This is a genomic window from Streptomyces sp. MZ04 (genome assembly GCF_004684775.1).
In the GTDB taxonomy this organism is placed as follows: domain Bacteria; phylum Actinomycetota; class Actinomycetes; order Streptomycetales; family Streptomycetaceae; genus Streptomyces.
The window spans coordinates 1-14168 of sequence record NZ_SRIC01000226.1; the positions used below are offsets into that span (position 1 = coordinate 1).

General features: G+C 69.4%; 14 protein-coding genes and 1 riboswitch. Of the genes, 7 read left to right on the top strand and 7 right to left on the bottom strand.

Going from position 1 to position 14168, the window contains the following annotated elements:
* Positions 1-74: 74 nt before the first annotated feature.
* The gene (locus E2651_RS32455) at positions 75-1472 is read right to left on the bottom strand and encodes a trehalose-6-phosphate synthase (protein ID WP_135334839.1); all 1398 of its coding nucleotides are present in this window, start codon (positions 1470-1472) and stop codon (positions 75-77) included.
* Between the two features lie 123 nt (positions 1473-1595).
* Positions 1596-2540 (bottom strand): glucosyl-3-phosphoglycerate synthase, encoded by a 945-nt coding sequence (locus E2651_RS32460; RefSeq protein ID WP_135334851.1) that lies wholly within the window; start codon positions 2538-2540, stop codon positions 1596-1598.
* 155 nt (positions 2541-2695) lie between these two features.
* Positions 2696-2825: riboswitch (SAM riboswitch) on the top strand.
* A 17-nt stretch (positions 2826-2842) separates the two neighbouring features.
* Here E2651_RS32460 and thrC point away from each other — a divergent pair.
* The 4 genes from thrC (at position 2843) to groL (ending at position 7237) form a co-directional block, all read left to right on the top strand.
* A complete protein-coding gene (gene thrC, locus E2651_RS32465; RefSeq protein ID WP_135334840.1) occupies positions 2843-4165 on the top strand; it encodes a threonine synthase in 1323 nt (440 codons plus the stop codon).
* Between the two features lie 136 nt (positions 4166-4301).
* Positions 4302-4577 (top strand): MoaD/ThiS family protein, encoded by a 276-nt coding sequence (locus E2651_RS32470; RefSeq protein ID WP_135334841.1) that lies wholly within the window; start codon positions 4302-4304, stop codon positions 4575-4577.
* A 476-nt stretch (positions 4578-5053) separates the two neighbouring features.
* Entirely contained in the window at positions 5054-5257 is a 204-nt protein-coding gene (locus E2651_RS32475) for a cold-shock protein (RefSeq protein ID WP_005315736.1), read from the top strand.
* Between the two features lie 354 nt (positions 5258-5611).
* A complete protein-coding gene (gene groL / locus E2651_RS32485; RefSeq protein WP_135334843.1) occupies positions 5612-7237 on the top strand; it encodes a chaperonin GroEL in 1626 nt (541 codons plus the stop codon).
* Positions 7238-7320: 83 nt separating this feature from the next.
* Here groL and E2651_RS32490 read toward each other — a convergent pair whose 3' ends face one another.
* The 4 genes from E2651_RS32490 to E2651_RS32505 all read right to left on the bottom strand — a co-directional run bounded on the left by E2651_RS32490 (position 7321) and on the right by E2651_RS32505 (position 10762).
* Positions 7321-7584, bottom strand: coding sequence for a Txe/YoeB family addiction module toxin (locus E2651_RS32490; RefSeq protein WP_135334844.1), 264 nt, complete (start codon positions 7582-7584; stop codon positions 7321-7323).
* Positions 7581-7832: a type II toxin-antitoxin system prevent-host-death family antitoxin gene (locus E2651_RS32495; RefSeq protein ID WP_135334845.1), complete on the bottom strand. Its 252-nt coding sequence runs from the start codon at positions 7830-7832 to the stop codon at positions 7581-7583. The genes E2651_RS32490 and E2651_RS32495 overlap by 4 nt, the downstream gene beginning before the upstream one ends.
* Before the next feature lie 79 nt (positions 7833-7911).
* Positions 7912-9192 (bottom strand): hypothetical protein, encoded by a 1281-nt coding sequence (locus E2651_RS32500; RefSeq protein WP_135334846.1) that lies wholly within the window; start codon positions 9190-9192, stop codon positions 7912-7914.
* A gap of 325 nt (positions 9193-9517) precedes the next feature.
* Complete coding sequence (locus E2651_RS32505) at positions 9518-10762, bottom strand: hypothetical protein (RefSeq protein ID WP_135334847.1); 1245 nt, start codon at positions 10760-10762, stop codon at positions 9518-9520.
* Positions 10763-11231: 469 nt separating this feature from the next.
* On the opposite strand from E2651_RS32505, the gene E2651_RS32510 reads away from it, so the two are divergent.
* The 3 genes from E2651_RS32510 to E2651_RS32520 are packed head-to-tail and all read left to right on the top strand — an operon-like array spanning position 11232 to position 13144.
* The gene (locus E2651_RS32510) at positions 11232-11507 is read left to right on the top strand and encodes a hypothetical protein (protein ID WP_135334848.1); all 276 of its coding nucleotides are present in this window, start codon (positions 11232-11234) and stop codon (positions 11505-11507) included.
* 54 nt (positions 11508-11561) lie between these two features.
* Positions 11562-11915: a hypothetical protein gene (locus tag E2651_RS32515; protein ID WP_135334849.1), complete on the top strand. Its 354-nt coding sequence runs from the start codon at positions 11562-11564 to the stop codon at positions 11913-11915.
* Positions 11916-11953: 38 nt separating this feature from the next.
* On the top strand, positions 11954-13144 hold the full coding sequence (locus E2651_RS32520; RefSeq protein ID WP_135334850.1) for an MFS transporter: 1191 nt from the start codon (positions 11954-11956) through the stop codon (positions 13142-13144).
* A gap of 10 nt (positions 13145-13154) precedes the next feature.
* Here the strand turns inward: E2651_RS32520 and E2651_RS32525 are convergent, their stop codons facing one another.
* Entirely contained in the window at positions 13155-14009 is an 855-nt protein-coding gene (locus E2651_RS32525) for a hypothetical protein (protein WP_245239372.1), read from the bottom strand.
* Positions 14010-14168: the final 159 nt, after the last annotated feature.

The following is a 14168-nucleotide window of genomic DNA, read 5'->3' on the forward strand; positions in this document are numbered from 1 at the left end:
CGTGGGTGGGGGTTGGACGGATTTTTCCCGCCCACCCAACCGATTGCCCGCAGGCATTTCAGCCCGTCCGGCGTTTACCCCAGCGCCCGCAGCTGGTCCAGGAACCACTGGGCCGGCGGCAACGCCGTAGCCGCCGCAGCCAGCCGCTTCGTTCGTTCCGCCCTCTCATCCAGCGGCATCATCAACGCCTCATGCAACGCCGCCGCCGTCCCCGTCACGTCGAACGGGTTCACCACCACCGCATCCTCGCCCAGCTCCTCGTACGCCCCCGCCTCCCGCGACAGAACCAGAACGCACCCCTCGTCGGAGACGACCGGCACCTCCTTGGCGACAAGATTCATCCCGTCCCGGATGGGGTTCACCAGAGCGACATCCGCCAGCCGATACGCCGCCAGCGACCGAGCGAAGTCGTCCTTCACATGGAGGACGACCGGGGTCCAACCCTCCACCCCGTACCTCGAGTTGATGGAGTCGGCGAGCCTCCGTACCTCCGCCGTGTAGTCCCGGTACACCGCCAGATCCTGCCGCGACGGATACGCGAACGCGACATGCACCACCCGCTCCCGCCACTCGGGATGGTCCTCCAGAAGCTGCCGGTACGCCCGCAGCCCCCGCACGATGTTCTTCGACAGCTCCGTCCGGTCGACCCGGACGATCACCCGCCGGCCGACACCACCCACCTGCTCCCGCAGCGCCGCCAACCGCTCCTCCACGTCCGCCCGCCGCGACCGCTCCCGCAGGAAATCCGCGTCCGCCCCGAGCCCGTGCACCCCGATCCGCGTACCCGACGTACCGCCGAGCGCGTCCACGCAGCACGCGGTGAACGCGTCCGCCCACCGCCCCGTCAGGAACGCCGCCCGGTCCGCGCCCAGGATGCCCCGCAGGATCTGTTCCGCGATGTCGTCCGGCAGCATCCGGAAGTAGTCGACCGGCGCCCACGGCGTGTGCGAGAAGTGGCCGATACGCAGGTCGGGGCGGAGTTCGCGCAGCATCCCGGGGACGAGCGACAAGTGATAGTCCTGGACGAGGACCGCCGCCCCGTCACCGGCGCTCTGCGCGAGCGCCTCCGCGAAGGCCCGGTTGTACGTCTCGTACGAGGCCCACTGCGCCCGGAACTCCGCGCCGAACGCCGGTTCCAGCGGGGTCTGGTACAGCATGTGGTGGACGAACCAGAGGACTGAATTCGCGATGCCGTTGTACGCGTCGGCGTGCACCCGCGGATCAATGTCCAGCATCCGCACACCCGGCTCGCCGACCCCGCGCCGCACGGCCTCCCGGTCGCCGTCACCCAGCGCCGCGCAGACCCACAGGGCGTCCGCCTCGTCCCCGACCGCGCTGAGCCCGGAGACGAGCCCGCCGCCGCCCCGCTTGGCCGTCAGCTCCCCGTTCTCCTCCAGGGTGTACGTGACAGGGCCGCGGTTGGACGCGACGAGGACCTGGGCGGCCGGGGCCGCTGCCTGCTCGGAGACCATGTGCCGAAATCTAGCCCCTCCGGGGAAGCCTCAAACGTATGGCCGGACCTCTGCGGAGACCCGGCCGTATACGTTCCGGAAACCACGAACAACAGACACGCTCGCCGGGCGCGGTCACGGTGATCACGCCACGCGGCGTGCCGCGTACTCCGCGATATCGGCCATCGGCGGCCGCTCCTCCGTGTCCACGGAATAGGTGCGCGGCTCGAATCCGTGCTCACCCCGCTCGAACTGCGTGAGCTCGGGACGTACGAGGTGGCCGCGGGCGAGCCGCAGCTGTGCCGTCCGGTAGATCGCCGCCGCCATCCGGCCGAGCGCCTGCCCGTCCTGGTGACGGTGCCTGCGCACCCCGACGTCGACCTGCGCGAGCGCGTCGAGGCCCACCGTGTGCAGCGCGTCGACCAGCAGGCCCAGCTCCACTCCGTAACCGACGGGGAACGGCAGCCGCTCGAGCAGCGATCTGCGCGCCGCGTACTCGCCGCCGAGGGGCTGGACGAAGCCCGCGAGCTGAGGCCAGTGCATATTGAGCAGCGGGCGCGCCATCAGCTCGGTGACCCGGCCGCCCTGACCTGCCGCGGAGCCCAGCGGACGGTCGTACATCGCCTTCACGAAGTCCACGTCGGGCTCGGTCAGGAGCGGGCCCACGATGCCCGAGACGAAGTCCGCCGAGAACTCCTTCAGGTCCGCGTCGATGAACGCGACGATGTCACCGCCGGTCACCAGGAGCGAGCGCCACAGCACCTCGCCCTTGCCGGGCACGGCCGGGATACGGGGGAGAATCTCGTCGCGGTGCACGACTCGCGCGCCCGCCTCCCGCGCGACCTCGGCCGTGCGGTCCCTCGAGCCCGAGTCGATCACCACGAGCTCGTCGACGAGAGGGGCCTTCTCGACCAGCTCGCGGCGGATCTCCGCGACGATCGCGCCGACCGTCTCCGCCTCGTCGAGCGCGGGCAGCACGACACTCACCGACGTGCCGGATGCCTTCTTCGCCGCGGTGAGCCGGTCCAGCGGCCGGTCGGCGACGGACCAGGAACGCCTGCTCAGCCAGCGCTCGGCCTCTTCCAGCAAGGTCAGGGTCCTCTCTATGTGATCCATCTCGCGGTTCGGACGACTATCTCAAGCGTCCAGGCCTTCGGTTACAGTCTTGAACAACGCGGATGACCATCGCATGTCGGGGGTCATCGCGTAACAAATGCACCGGGACCGCGAGCCCGGGGCCATAGCGCTCATCCAGAGGGGCAGAGGGATACGGCCCGTTGAAGCCCCGGCAACCCTCCCGCCGACCGACGAGGTCACGGTGGGGAAGGTGCCAATTCCGTCTCGCGGCGAGATGCGTCGCGGGGAAGATGAGGAGAAAGGGCCTCGCCTCCATGGCTGCGCAGACTGTCGCAACGAACGACACGACTCCCGCAACGAACGCTACGAACGCTTCGAACTCCGTAGACCTCGGTCCCGCATCGGGCCTCTCCTGCCGCGAGTGCGGCGAGCTCTACGCCCTCGGCCCCATCTTCGCGTGTGAGGCCTGTTTCGGCCCGCTCGAGGTGGCCTACGACCTGCCGACCGGTGACCCCGAGGCGCTCCGCAAGCAGATCGAGTCCGGCCCCGCCAACATCTGGCGTTACGCGCCGCTGCTCCCCGTCCCCGCCGACGTGGCCGACAAGCCGAACCTGAACCCCGGCTGGACCCAGCTCGTCAAGGCCGACAACCTCGCCCGTGAACTCGGCGTCGAGCAGGGCAAGTTGTTCGTCAAGGACGACTCCGGCAACCCCACGCACTCCTTCAAGGACCGTGTGGTCGCGCAGGCCCTTGAGGCCGCCCGTGCCTTCGGCTTCACCACGCTCTCCTGCTCCTCCACCGGCAACCTCGCCGGTGCTGTCGGCGCCGCCGCCGCGCGCGCCGGCTTCCGCTCCTGCGTGTTCATCCCGCACGACCTGGAGCAGGGCAAGGTCGTCATGGCCGCGGTGTACGGCGGCGAGCTCGTCGGCATCGAGGGCAACTACGACGACGTGAACCGCTTCTGCTCCGAGCTCATCGGCGACCCGCTGGGCGAGGGCTGGGGCTTCGTCAACGTCAACCTGCGGCCGTACTACGGCGAGGGCTCCAAGACCCTCGCGTACGAGATCTGCGAGCAGCTGGGGTGGGTCCTTCCGGATCAGCTGGTCATCCCGATCGCCTCGGGCTCGCAGCTCACGAAGATCGACAAGGGTCTGAAGGAGCTGATTGCGCTCGGCCTCGTCGAGGACAAGCCGTACAAGATCTTCGGGGCGCAGGCGGAGGGGTGCTCGCCGGTGTCGGCCGCCTTCAAGGCGGGCCACGACGTCGTACGTCCCCAGAAGCCGAACACCATCGCCAAGTCGCTGGCCATCGGCAACCCGGCCGACGGGCCGTACGTTCTCGACATCGCGCGGCGGACCGGTGGTGCGGTGGAGGACGTGAACGACGAGCAGGTCGTCGACGCGATCAAGTTGCTCGCGCGGACGGAGGGCATCTTCGCGGAGACCGCGGGTGGGGTGACGGTGGGCGTCACGAAGAAGCTGGTTGAGGCGGGGCTCATCGACCCCTCCCTCACCACGGTTGTCCTGAACACGGGTGATGGCCTGAAGACCCTCGACGCGGTGGCCGCCACGTCCCAGGCGACCGCGACGATTCGCCCTAGCCTTGACGCGTTCCGTGACGCGGGGTTGGCCGGCTAGTCGCCGTTGGGCCTGACCGCCGTCTCCGGCGTGCGGTCGTGGTCCGTCCTCGCGCCCACGCGGCGCAGCCGCATATCGAAACAGCCCCGCGCCCCTTACGGGGCGCCTCCGCCCCCTGTATCAAGAGGTGAACCCCATGAGCGTCAACGTCCGCATCCCCACCATCCTTCGTACGTACACCGGCGGTCGGTCCGAGGTTGCCGCCGAGGGGGCGAATCTCTCCGAGGTCATCGCCGACCTGGAGAAGAACCACGCCGGTATCGCCGCCCGCGTCCTGGACGACCAGGGCAAGCTGCGCCGCTTCGTGAACGTGTACGTCAACGATGACGACGTCCGTTTCGAGCAGGGTCTGGAGACGGCCACTCCGGATGGTGCGGGTGTCTCGATCATTCCCGCCGTCGCCGGAGGCTGACCATCGAGCACAGTGCCGGCGGCTGACCATCGAGCACAGTGCCGGCGGCTGATCCTTTACGCAAGCACCCTGTGTTATCTGAATTGCCCCCTCCGCGAGAGAAGCGGAGGGGGCAATTCCATATGGTTGAGCGCGGTACAGTTGGGAAACGAGCTTCTCCGTTTGTGCCCAGCGCATATACGAACTCGGCCCGAGGCCGACAAGAAGTAGCCAAAGTGCGCTGCCCATTTGAGCCGATCACGGCATTTGTCTGGCCCGACTTGCCCTGAGCTCCGGCGAATTCTCCGCATATTTCCGATCGGGCGTGCCCGGAATTCTCGTCCGATTGACCTGTTGCAGACGGCAGTTGGACAGATACATTCAGCCGCGGTCGACGCGTTCCGGCGCACACCTCCACATCCCATTGGGGGGGTGAGGTCTGACCCGGGTCCGCGAAGTGCGGGCCCGTGCAAGGGCCAGTAATAGGGGAGTTAGGCATGGCTCAGGGCACCGTCAAGTGGTTCAACGCGGAGAAGGGGTACGGCTTCATCGCGGTCGACGGTGGTGCGGATGTTTTCGTCCACTACAGCGCGATCCAGATGGACGGCTACCGCACCCTTGAAGAAGGTCAGCGAGTCGAGTTCGAGATCTCGCAGGGCCAGAAGGGTCCGCAGGCGGACATGGTCAAGCTCGCCGTCTGATCTCGGCGCGATCGGCCACCGACGCACTCACGGCGAGGGGCCCGTATCCCAACTGGGGTACGGGCCCCTCGTACGTCTGCAGTGCGTCTGGGATCCGCCAGAGGCGCTTGCGCCCACCCGTCGCCCGACCACCACCCCTCAACGATCCCGCTGCGCGGGAGCACCTTGCACTCGGGTGGGTCGAGTGCTAATCATTGGCTTAGCACTCTCCCAGTGAGAGTGACAGAACTTGGATCGGGTCGGTGAGGTCCGCAGGCCGGGTGGGGCAAGGAACCACACGGCTCGCAGGCCGTCCGTCGCGGGCGCCGGCATGATCCGTTTGCATTTCCACCCCGTCCGGGAGGACCACTTCACATGGCCAAGATCATCGCGTTCGACGAGGAGGCACGGCGCGGCCTCGAGCGCGGCATGAACCAGCTCGCCGACGCCGTCAAGGTGACCCTGGGCCCCAAGGGTCGCAACGTCGTCCTCGAGAAGAAGTGGGGCGCCCCCACGATCACCAACGATGGTGTCTCCATCGCCAAGGAGATCGAGCTCGAGGACCCGTACGAGAAGATCGGCGCCGAGCTGGTCAAGGAGGTCGCGAAGAAGACGGACGACGTCGCCGGTGACGGCACGACGACCGCGACCGTCCTGGCCCAGGCCCTGGTGCGCGAGGGTCTGCGCAACGTGGCCGCCGGTGCCAACCCGATGGCCCTCAAGCGCGGCATCGAGAAGGCCGTCGAGGCCGTCTCGGGCGCCCTGCTCGAGCAGGCCAAGGATGTCGAGACCAAGGAGCAGATCGCTTCCACGGCCTCCATCTCCGCCGCCGACACCCAGATCGGCGAGCTCATCGCCGAGGCGATGGACAAGGTCGGCAAGGAAGGCGTCATCACCGTCGAGGAGTCGCAGACCTTCGGGCTCGAGCTTGAGCTCACCGAGGGCATGCGCTTCGACAAGGGCTACATCTCGGCGTACTTCGCGACCGACATGGAGCGCATGGAGGCGGCCCTGGATGACCCGTACATCCTGATCGTCAACTCCAAGATCTCGAACGTGAAGGACCTCCTTCCGCTCCTCGAGAAGGTCATGCAGTCCGGCAAGCCGCTGCTGATCATCGCCGAGGACGTCGAGGGCGAGGCCCTGTCGACCCTGGTCGTCAACAAGATCCGTGGCACCTTCAAGTCCGTCGCCGTCAAGGCCCCGGGCTTCGGTGACCGCCGCAAGGCCATGCTCGGCGACATCGCCATCCTCACCGGTGGCACCGTCATCTCCGAGGAGGTCGGCCTCAAGCTGGAGAACGCCGGTCTCGACCTGCTCGGCCGCGCCCGCAAGGTCGTCATCACCAAGGACGAGACGACGATCGTCGACGGCTCCGGTGAGAGCGACCAGGTTCAGGGCCGCGTCAACCAGATCCGCGCCGAGATCGAGAACTCGGACAGCGACTACGACCGCGAGAAGCTGCAGGAGCGCCTGGCGAAGCTCGCCGGCGGTGTTGCGGTCATCAAGGCCGGTGCCGCGACCGAGGTCGAGCTCAAGGAGCGCAAGCACCGCATCGAGGACGCCGTTCGCAACGCGAAGGCGGCCGTCGAAGAGGGCATCGTCGCCGGTGGTGGCGTGGCCCTCATCCAGGCCTCCGCCGTCTTCGAGAAGCTTGAGCTCGAGGGTGACGAGGCCACCGGTGCCGCCGCTGTGAAGCTGGCCCTCGAGGCCCCGCTGAAGCAGATCGCGGTCAACGCCGGCCTCGAGGGTGGTGTCGTCGTCGAGAAGGTGCGCAACCTGACCGTCGGCCACGGCCTGAACGCCGCGACCGGTGAGTACGTCGACATGATCGCCGAGGGCATCCTCGACCCGGCGAAGGTGACGCGCTCTGCCCTGCAGAACGCCGCCTCCATCGCCGCGCTGTTCCTCACCACCGAGGCCGTCATCGCCGACAAGCCGGAGAAGGCGGGCGCCGCCGCCGCTCCGGGCGGCATGCCGGGCGGTGACATGGACTTCTGATCGGCCTCTGGTTGATCGACGTCCCGTACGCACCGAGGGCGGCACTCCTTCTCACGAAGGGGTGCCGCCCTCGGGCGTTCGGTTCAGCGTTCGTAGTGGTAGCGGCAGGCCGCGACGCGGATCTCGTCCTCGACGACCTTGTAGATCAGCCGGTGCTCGTCGGTGATGCGACGGGACCAGTAGCCGTGGAAGCCGTGCTTCAGGGGCTCGGGTTTGCCGATGCCCTCGTCGGGGCCGTTGCGGGCGATGTCCTGGAGGAGAATGTTGATGCGCTTCAGTATCTTGCGGTCCTGTTCCTGCCGCCGGACGTAGTCGGCCCAGGCCTTCTCCTGCCATACGAGCTTCAATCGAGGAGCTCCCTGACCGTGCCGCCGCCGTTCTCCAAGTCCTCGATGGCGGCCAGAATGCGCCGCGCGTTCTCCGGGCTGCGCAGCAGGTACGCCGTCTCCTTCAAGGACTCGTACTCGTCGAGTGCCACGATGACGACCGGTTCGCGGCCCGCGCGGGTCACTATCACTTCCTCGCGGTCGTCGACCACCGTGTTGAGCGTCTCGGCGTAGTTGGCCCGGGATTCGGTGTAGGTCATCGTGCGCATCGCGGCCTCCTCCAGTACGTACAGCTTCCTGTACGTACTGGAAACTGTACGTCGAGATGTTGCGAGGGGCAAGGCCCGGCTACGGCAGCCGGTCCATGATCCAGGTGCACAGTTCCTCGGTGACCAGGGTGTGGCCCTCGTTCCGCGAGGCGCAGTGGTACTCGTCCAGTTCGCTGTCCTCGGAGTGCTCCGCGAAGGGCTCGTACAGCTTCTGATGGGTGTCGACGTCGCGCAGGGCGACCGCGCTGACGGCGGGCACGAAGCAGTGCTCGCGGATCTCCGCCTCCGAGCCGAGGCCGATGATCGCGGGGATCTTGTCCAGCTCGTCGGCGAGGATGCCGAAGCCCTCCAGGGTGCCGCCGGGCGCGCCGTCGATCTCGGGCAGGCCCGAGGTGCGGATCTGCGGCTTGCGCAGGGTCACGACCCTCAGCTGCCCGACGCGTTGGTCCTCGCCCGCGGACTGGGTGTAGAGGTGCGTGCCGGTGATGGCCAGGCCCTTGCCGCGGAACGCCCGCTCGCCGGGGGCGATTCCGTTCTCCTCGCCGGTCCGTACGCCGTTGGCGACGCCGATCTTCCGGGGCCGCCGCGGCCAGCCGCCGACCCGCTCGAGCTCGGCGAGGAACTCGGTGCGCGCCTTGTCGGTCTCGGGGGCGTCGTCCCACTCCGCGATGTGCTGCCACAGGAGCTGGCGTGCGGCCGGGCTGTTCATCTGGTCCGAGAAGGCGGAGTTGAGCTTGCGGATGTAGTGCGCGAAGGACTGCAGGGCGATCGGGATCCAGGCGCCGCGGTGCGGGCTGTCGTAGGAGAAGTAGAGCCCGGTCTGGTGGTCGTTCTCCGCGCCGCCTTCGTGCTCCATCTTGGCGAGCGCGTACCGCGTGACGAGGCCGCCCATGCTGAACCCGCCGACGGCCAGCGGGTGTTCGCCCCTGCGCCGCGCGATCGCCTCACGGATCGCGGCCCGCGCGACCTCGGCGTTCTCCAGGATGGACGCGCCGCGCTCGTCGAAGCCGATCAGTACGACGTCACGCCCGCGCTCCCGCAGCGCGCTGATGAACGGATACGGCCCCTCCTCCAGGATCTCCCAGGAGAAGTCGAGCTCGCTCGGCCCGCTGTTGAAGCCGTCGCCGAGGATGACGGGGCGGGTCAGGCCCCGCTCCGGGTCGGCGAGGTACACCCAGGCCGTGCCGCCGGGCAGCGTCCACTCCTCGTCCGGGTCGGGCGCGGCGGCGGAAGCTTCCCTGGGGCCGGGCGCGAGGGTGATGCGGGCGGCGCTGTGCAGGGCTTCGGCGATCTGCTGCTCGTCGGTCTCGTCGGTCTCGTTGGGCTCGTTGGGCTCGTTGGGCTCGTTGGGCTCGGTCATGAAGGTCCCCTCCGGGAGTACCGGTGCGATGGCGTACGCGTGGTCATGACGTTCGGTGCCATCTTTGGTACGTCGGGTAGCCGCCGACAGTCGGTCTCGGCTATCCGCGCCGGGGCCAGGAGCCTTTCGGACAGGGCGACTTCGGCCGGTTACGCGTGTGACGCGAGGGGCGTTCCGCGCCGACCAGGGGCGTAACTGCGGCATCGGCGCCGCGGCCCGTGCCGGCCGACGGCGCGTCGGCCAGCACGGCGCCCGGCCCGGCCCGCGACGGCCCGCCGCGGCGCGGGAACTCTGTCGCGAAGACGACCGGGCCGGGTGACGGCTGCTACGGCAGCCGGTCCATGATCCAGGTGCACAGTTCCTCGGTGATCAGCGTGTGGCCCTCGTTCTGCGAGGCGCACAGGAAGTCGTCCAGCTCGCTCTCCTCCGGGGAGAGCGAGCCGATGTCGGTGTAGAGGTTCTCCTCGGTGTCGAGGTCGCGGATCGCGACGGCGCTCACCGCCGGCACGAAGCTGTGCGAGGGAATATGTGCCTCGGACTTGAAGCCGAGGATCGGCAGCAGGGCGTTGAACCGGTCGGCGAGGATCTCGAAGCTGTTGAGCGTGCCGCCGGGGGCGCCGTCGATGGGCGGCAGGCCCGGGGTGTGGACCTCGTTGGCGGGCGGCGGCGTCACCACCCGCAACTGGGCCACCAGTTGCTTCTCGCCCGGCGACTGGGTGTTCAGCCTGCTGCCGAGCACGGAGAGGCCCTTGCCCTCGAAGGCGAGTTCACCGGCCGCCACGCCGTTGCCGGTGCCGTCGGCCATGCCGTTGGCGACACCGATGGTGCGCGGAATCCGCGGCCAGCTGCCGAATCGCTGCAACTCTTCGAGGAACCGGGTCCGCAGCGGGCTCTCGGCGGGGGTGTCATCCCACTCCGCGATGTGCCGCCACAGCAGCTGCTGCGCCGCCGGACTGTTCATCTGGTCCGAGAAGGCGGAGTTGAGCTTGCGGATGTAGTGCGCGAAGGACTGCAGGGCGATCGGGATCCAGGCGCCCCGGTGCGGGCTGTCGTACGACCAGTACAGCGCGGTCTGGTGGTGCATGCGCTGCGTCTCCAGCTTGGCGAGCGTGTACCGCGTGACCAGGCCGCCCATGCTGAACCCGCCGACGGCGAGCGGATGGTCGCCGAGGCGCTCCGCGATGGTGCGGAAGATCGCGCCCGTGACGGTCTCGGCGTTCGACTGGATCGGGGCGCTGCGGTCGTGGTAGCCGATCAGGATCACGTCACGGCCGCGCCGCCGCAGCTCGGTCAGGAACGCGTACGGGCCGCGGTCCAGGAACTCCCACGAGTCGTTCAGGCTGCTGGGCCCGGAGTTGAAGCCGTCCGCCATGAGGACGGGCCGGGTCAGCCCCTGATTGCCCTGGCCGTAGTACACCCAGGCGGTGCCGCCGGGCAGATCCCACACCTCGTTGGCCACGGGGGCGGGGGTGACGACGGGCTGGCTCGGCCCGGTGCCGAGGGCGATCGGAGGCGCGGCGAGCAGGGCTTCCTGGATCTGCTGCTCGGTGGGTGCGTTCTCTTCGGGCATGGGGGTCCCCTCCTGAGAAGACGTCTTCGATGGCGTAGTTGATGCGGCATCGATGTCGGCGCGATGACGCTCTGCGCCATCTTGGGCACGGACGGTAGGTGCCGGAAGGTGATCGCCCGGATCCGAACGGGCGTCGGGACGCTTCCGGCCAGGGATTGTCTGGCTGTATACGGGCGTCGCGGGCGGGCTTGGTCCGGACCGCACCGGAGTGGCGTGGGGCGGATGTGACGGCAGAGGTTCAGGTGGTGGTCCGGTTGCGTGCTTCGGCCACCGGCCCAGGCCCCGTGCGGAACAAGGACGTCGCGAAGTGATCCACCGGGCCGGGGGTGGTGCGACTGATCGATTCTGCCTGGCTCACACGAGTGAGAACGGGCTCAATGCCTGGTCAGGGCGGGCGCGGCGCCGGTACCAGTGGGGGCGAGGCCGGCCCGTGCGGGCCGGCCCGCACGCCTCTCAGTAGGGAGACACCATGCGCAAGGGCAAGCTCCGACTCGCTGCCGTTGTCGTGACCGCCGTCGCCGGATTCCTGGCGACGGCCAACTCACAGGCGACAGCGGCCCCTTCCGGCCACAGGGCGGCCGCCGTCGAGTCCGTTCCGCCGCGCCCGGCGGGGGTCTACGGCCCGTACGCCATCTACGAATCCTGCTGGGTCGCGGGCAACAACGGTCAGCAGGCCGGGCAGTGGCAGTCGTTCTTCTGCTCGCAGAACGGCACGGACCAATGGTGGCTTTTCACCACGCCGTGAGGGGCGGTGACCTGGTCGCAGTGACCTAGTCAGGGGCTGTTCGTTTCCCTTGGCATGAAGATCACCAAGATGCTGATGACGGGCGCCGCCGCCGCGGCCATGGTGGGCGCCTCCGCGTCCGGAGCGTTCGCCGCCGAACCCGACCCCGCGGCCGGGAGCGAGAACGTGGGGGCGGCGTCCGTCACGGCCGGGGCGCTCGGTGCGGCGCACGACAACCTCGACGTCAACCACCTCGTCCCCGACACCGCGGCGGTGGAGACCATCGACGGCTCGGGCGCCACTGCCGTCGACGGCGCCGGACTCGCGGTCCGGGGCGTCAGCGAGTCGCCGGACGCGCTGTCCGACGTCGCCACCGTCGCCGACCGGGTCAACGAGGCAGGGAAGTCCGTGCTCCCCTCGGGCGAGTAGGGGCGAACTGCCCGGCGTGCGGGGTTAGCGTCGGCGGCATGGATGTTGATCACCGGCGTTGGCGCCAGTGTCTGCTCAGCGGGGCGGTGTTCGCCGTGTGCATGGCCGGCACCACCCTGCCGACGCCCCTCTACGGCCTCTACCAGGAAAAGTTCGGGTTCTCCGAGCTGACGGTCACCGTCGTGTACGCCGTGTACGCCTTCGGGGTCATCGGCGTGCTGCTCCTGGCGGGCAACGTCTCGGACGTGGTGGGCAGGCGTCCGGTGCTGCTGTGGGGCCTGGGCTGCGCGGCGGCGAGCGCCGTCTGCTTCCTCTCCGCCGTCGGGATGGGCTGGTTGTACGCGGGGCGGCTCCTTTCGGGACTGTCCGCCGGACTGTTCACCGGGGCCGCCACCGCGTACGTGATGGACAGGGCGCCGTACGTCGGCGCCTCCCGGGCCACGTTCGTGGCGACCGCCGCCAACATGGGCGGGCTCGGCTGCGGCCCCCTGCTCGCCGGTGTGCTCGCGCAGTACGCCGCCTGGCCGCTGTACCTGCCGTTCGCCGTGCACCTCGCACTGGTCGCGGGATCGGCCGCCGTCCTGCTGCGGCTTCCGGAGACCGTGCGGGAGCCGCGGCCGCTGAGCACGGTACGGCCGCAGCGTCCCGGCGTGCCCCCGCAGGTGCGGGCGGTGTTCGTGCCCGCGGGGATCGCCTCGTTCGTGGGGTTCGCGCTGTTCGGGGTGTTCACGTCGGTCAGCCCGGCGTTCCTCGCACAGTCCCTGAATGTGGAGAACCACGCCGTGAGCGGCCTGGTCGTCGCCCTTGCCTTCTTCGCCTCGACCGCCGGGCAGTTGGCGACCGGCCGGGTCGGGGTCGGACGATCACTGCCACTGGGTTGCGCCGGACTCCTCGTCGGCCTCGCGCTGCTCGCGGGCGCGCTGTGGTGGGACCTGCTGCCGCTGGTGGTGCTCAGTGCGCTGGTTGGCGGGTGCGGGCAGGGTCTCGCGTTCCGCGGGGCGCTGTCCGCGGTGGCCGCGGCGTCTCCCGAGGACCGGCGTGCGGCGGTGATCTCGACGCTGTTCGTGGTCGCGTACGCGGGCATCTCGCTGCCGGTCATCGGGGTGGGCGTACTGGCGGGTCCGATCGGTCTGGAGGGCGCGGGTCTCGTGTTCATCGCGTGCATGGCCGTCCTGGTCTCGACCGCGGGCGTCTATCTGCTGCGGCGGCCGGTGCGGGCGAGGGCGTAGCCGCGTACGGTCATCTGCGGGTGCTCAGCGGGGCGCGGGCAGCCGCCGCGTGGGCGCGGACCGCCGCAGGCGACAGGGGCCTCGCGTGCTGTGCGGGCCCGGATTCGCCCCGGCACGGGCCGCATACGCCGCCGGGCAGGGCGTCGGGGCGGCCGGGGGTGCCGCACTTCGCACACTCCAGTACGCGAAGTACGGGGCGGAGGGCTGGTTCCGGCGGGAGCTTGGTGGTGAGGCGGCTGCGTACGAGGGCTGCCGGTCGGTGGATGACGGGCGGCAGCCCGGCGGTGAGGGCGCGCAGGAGGTCCTGTTCCGTGGCCCCGCGCTCGAACCAGCGGGCGGCGTCCGGTGCGAGGACTGTGCAGTCGGCCTGCGAGAGGGAGAGTGAGGGGGCGGTGCGGCCCAGGGCCGCCAGGAGGATGAACGCGCGGCTGCGGGTGGGGTGTTGGGGCGGTTCGTCGCTGTCTTCCGGTACGTCGCCCCGTGTGAACGTCGACCACCAGGCGTCGTCCCGCGCCGTGCGGGAGAACCACGTTCGGGTGACCCAGCGGGCGCTGCCGCTGCCGCGTACGTGTTCGCTGCCTCGGCGCAAGTGGCCTGCCGCCTGGAGCCTGTTGAGGGCGGTGCGGAGGGCGCACTGCCCGTACGGGAGGTGCTTGGCCAGCGTCTTTACGGAGATGTCGGCGCCGTCGGGGAGGCGGTCGAGGATCGCGGCGATGGCGGCCTCGCGGGGCGGGAGGTGCGCGAAGTCTTGTGCGGTGCGGGGGGATTGGCCTGGGGCGGAGCGTTTCCCGTAACCCGGATTGGCCATCGGGTGCGGGTCTGCGTGCGCAGGGCGGAAGACGGCACTAAGCTTGGCGTCAGCCATGGGTCGAACTCGGCTTTCGATCGTGATGGTCAAACCCCCGCAGGTGTTCGTAGCACCGGGCGGGGGTTGTTCGTTATGCGGGCACGCTAGAGCGTTGTCACGCTGCGTGGCAAGTCGAACCCGAAAAGTGGTCGGGTGTGCCAACTGCCAGGGAGGGAG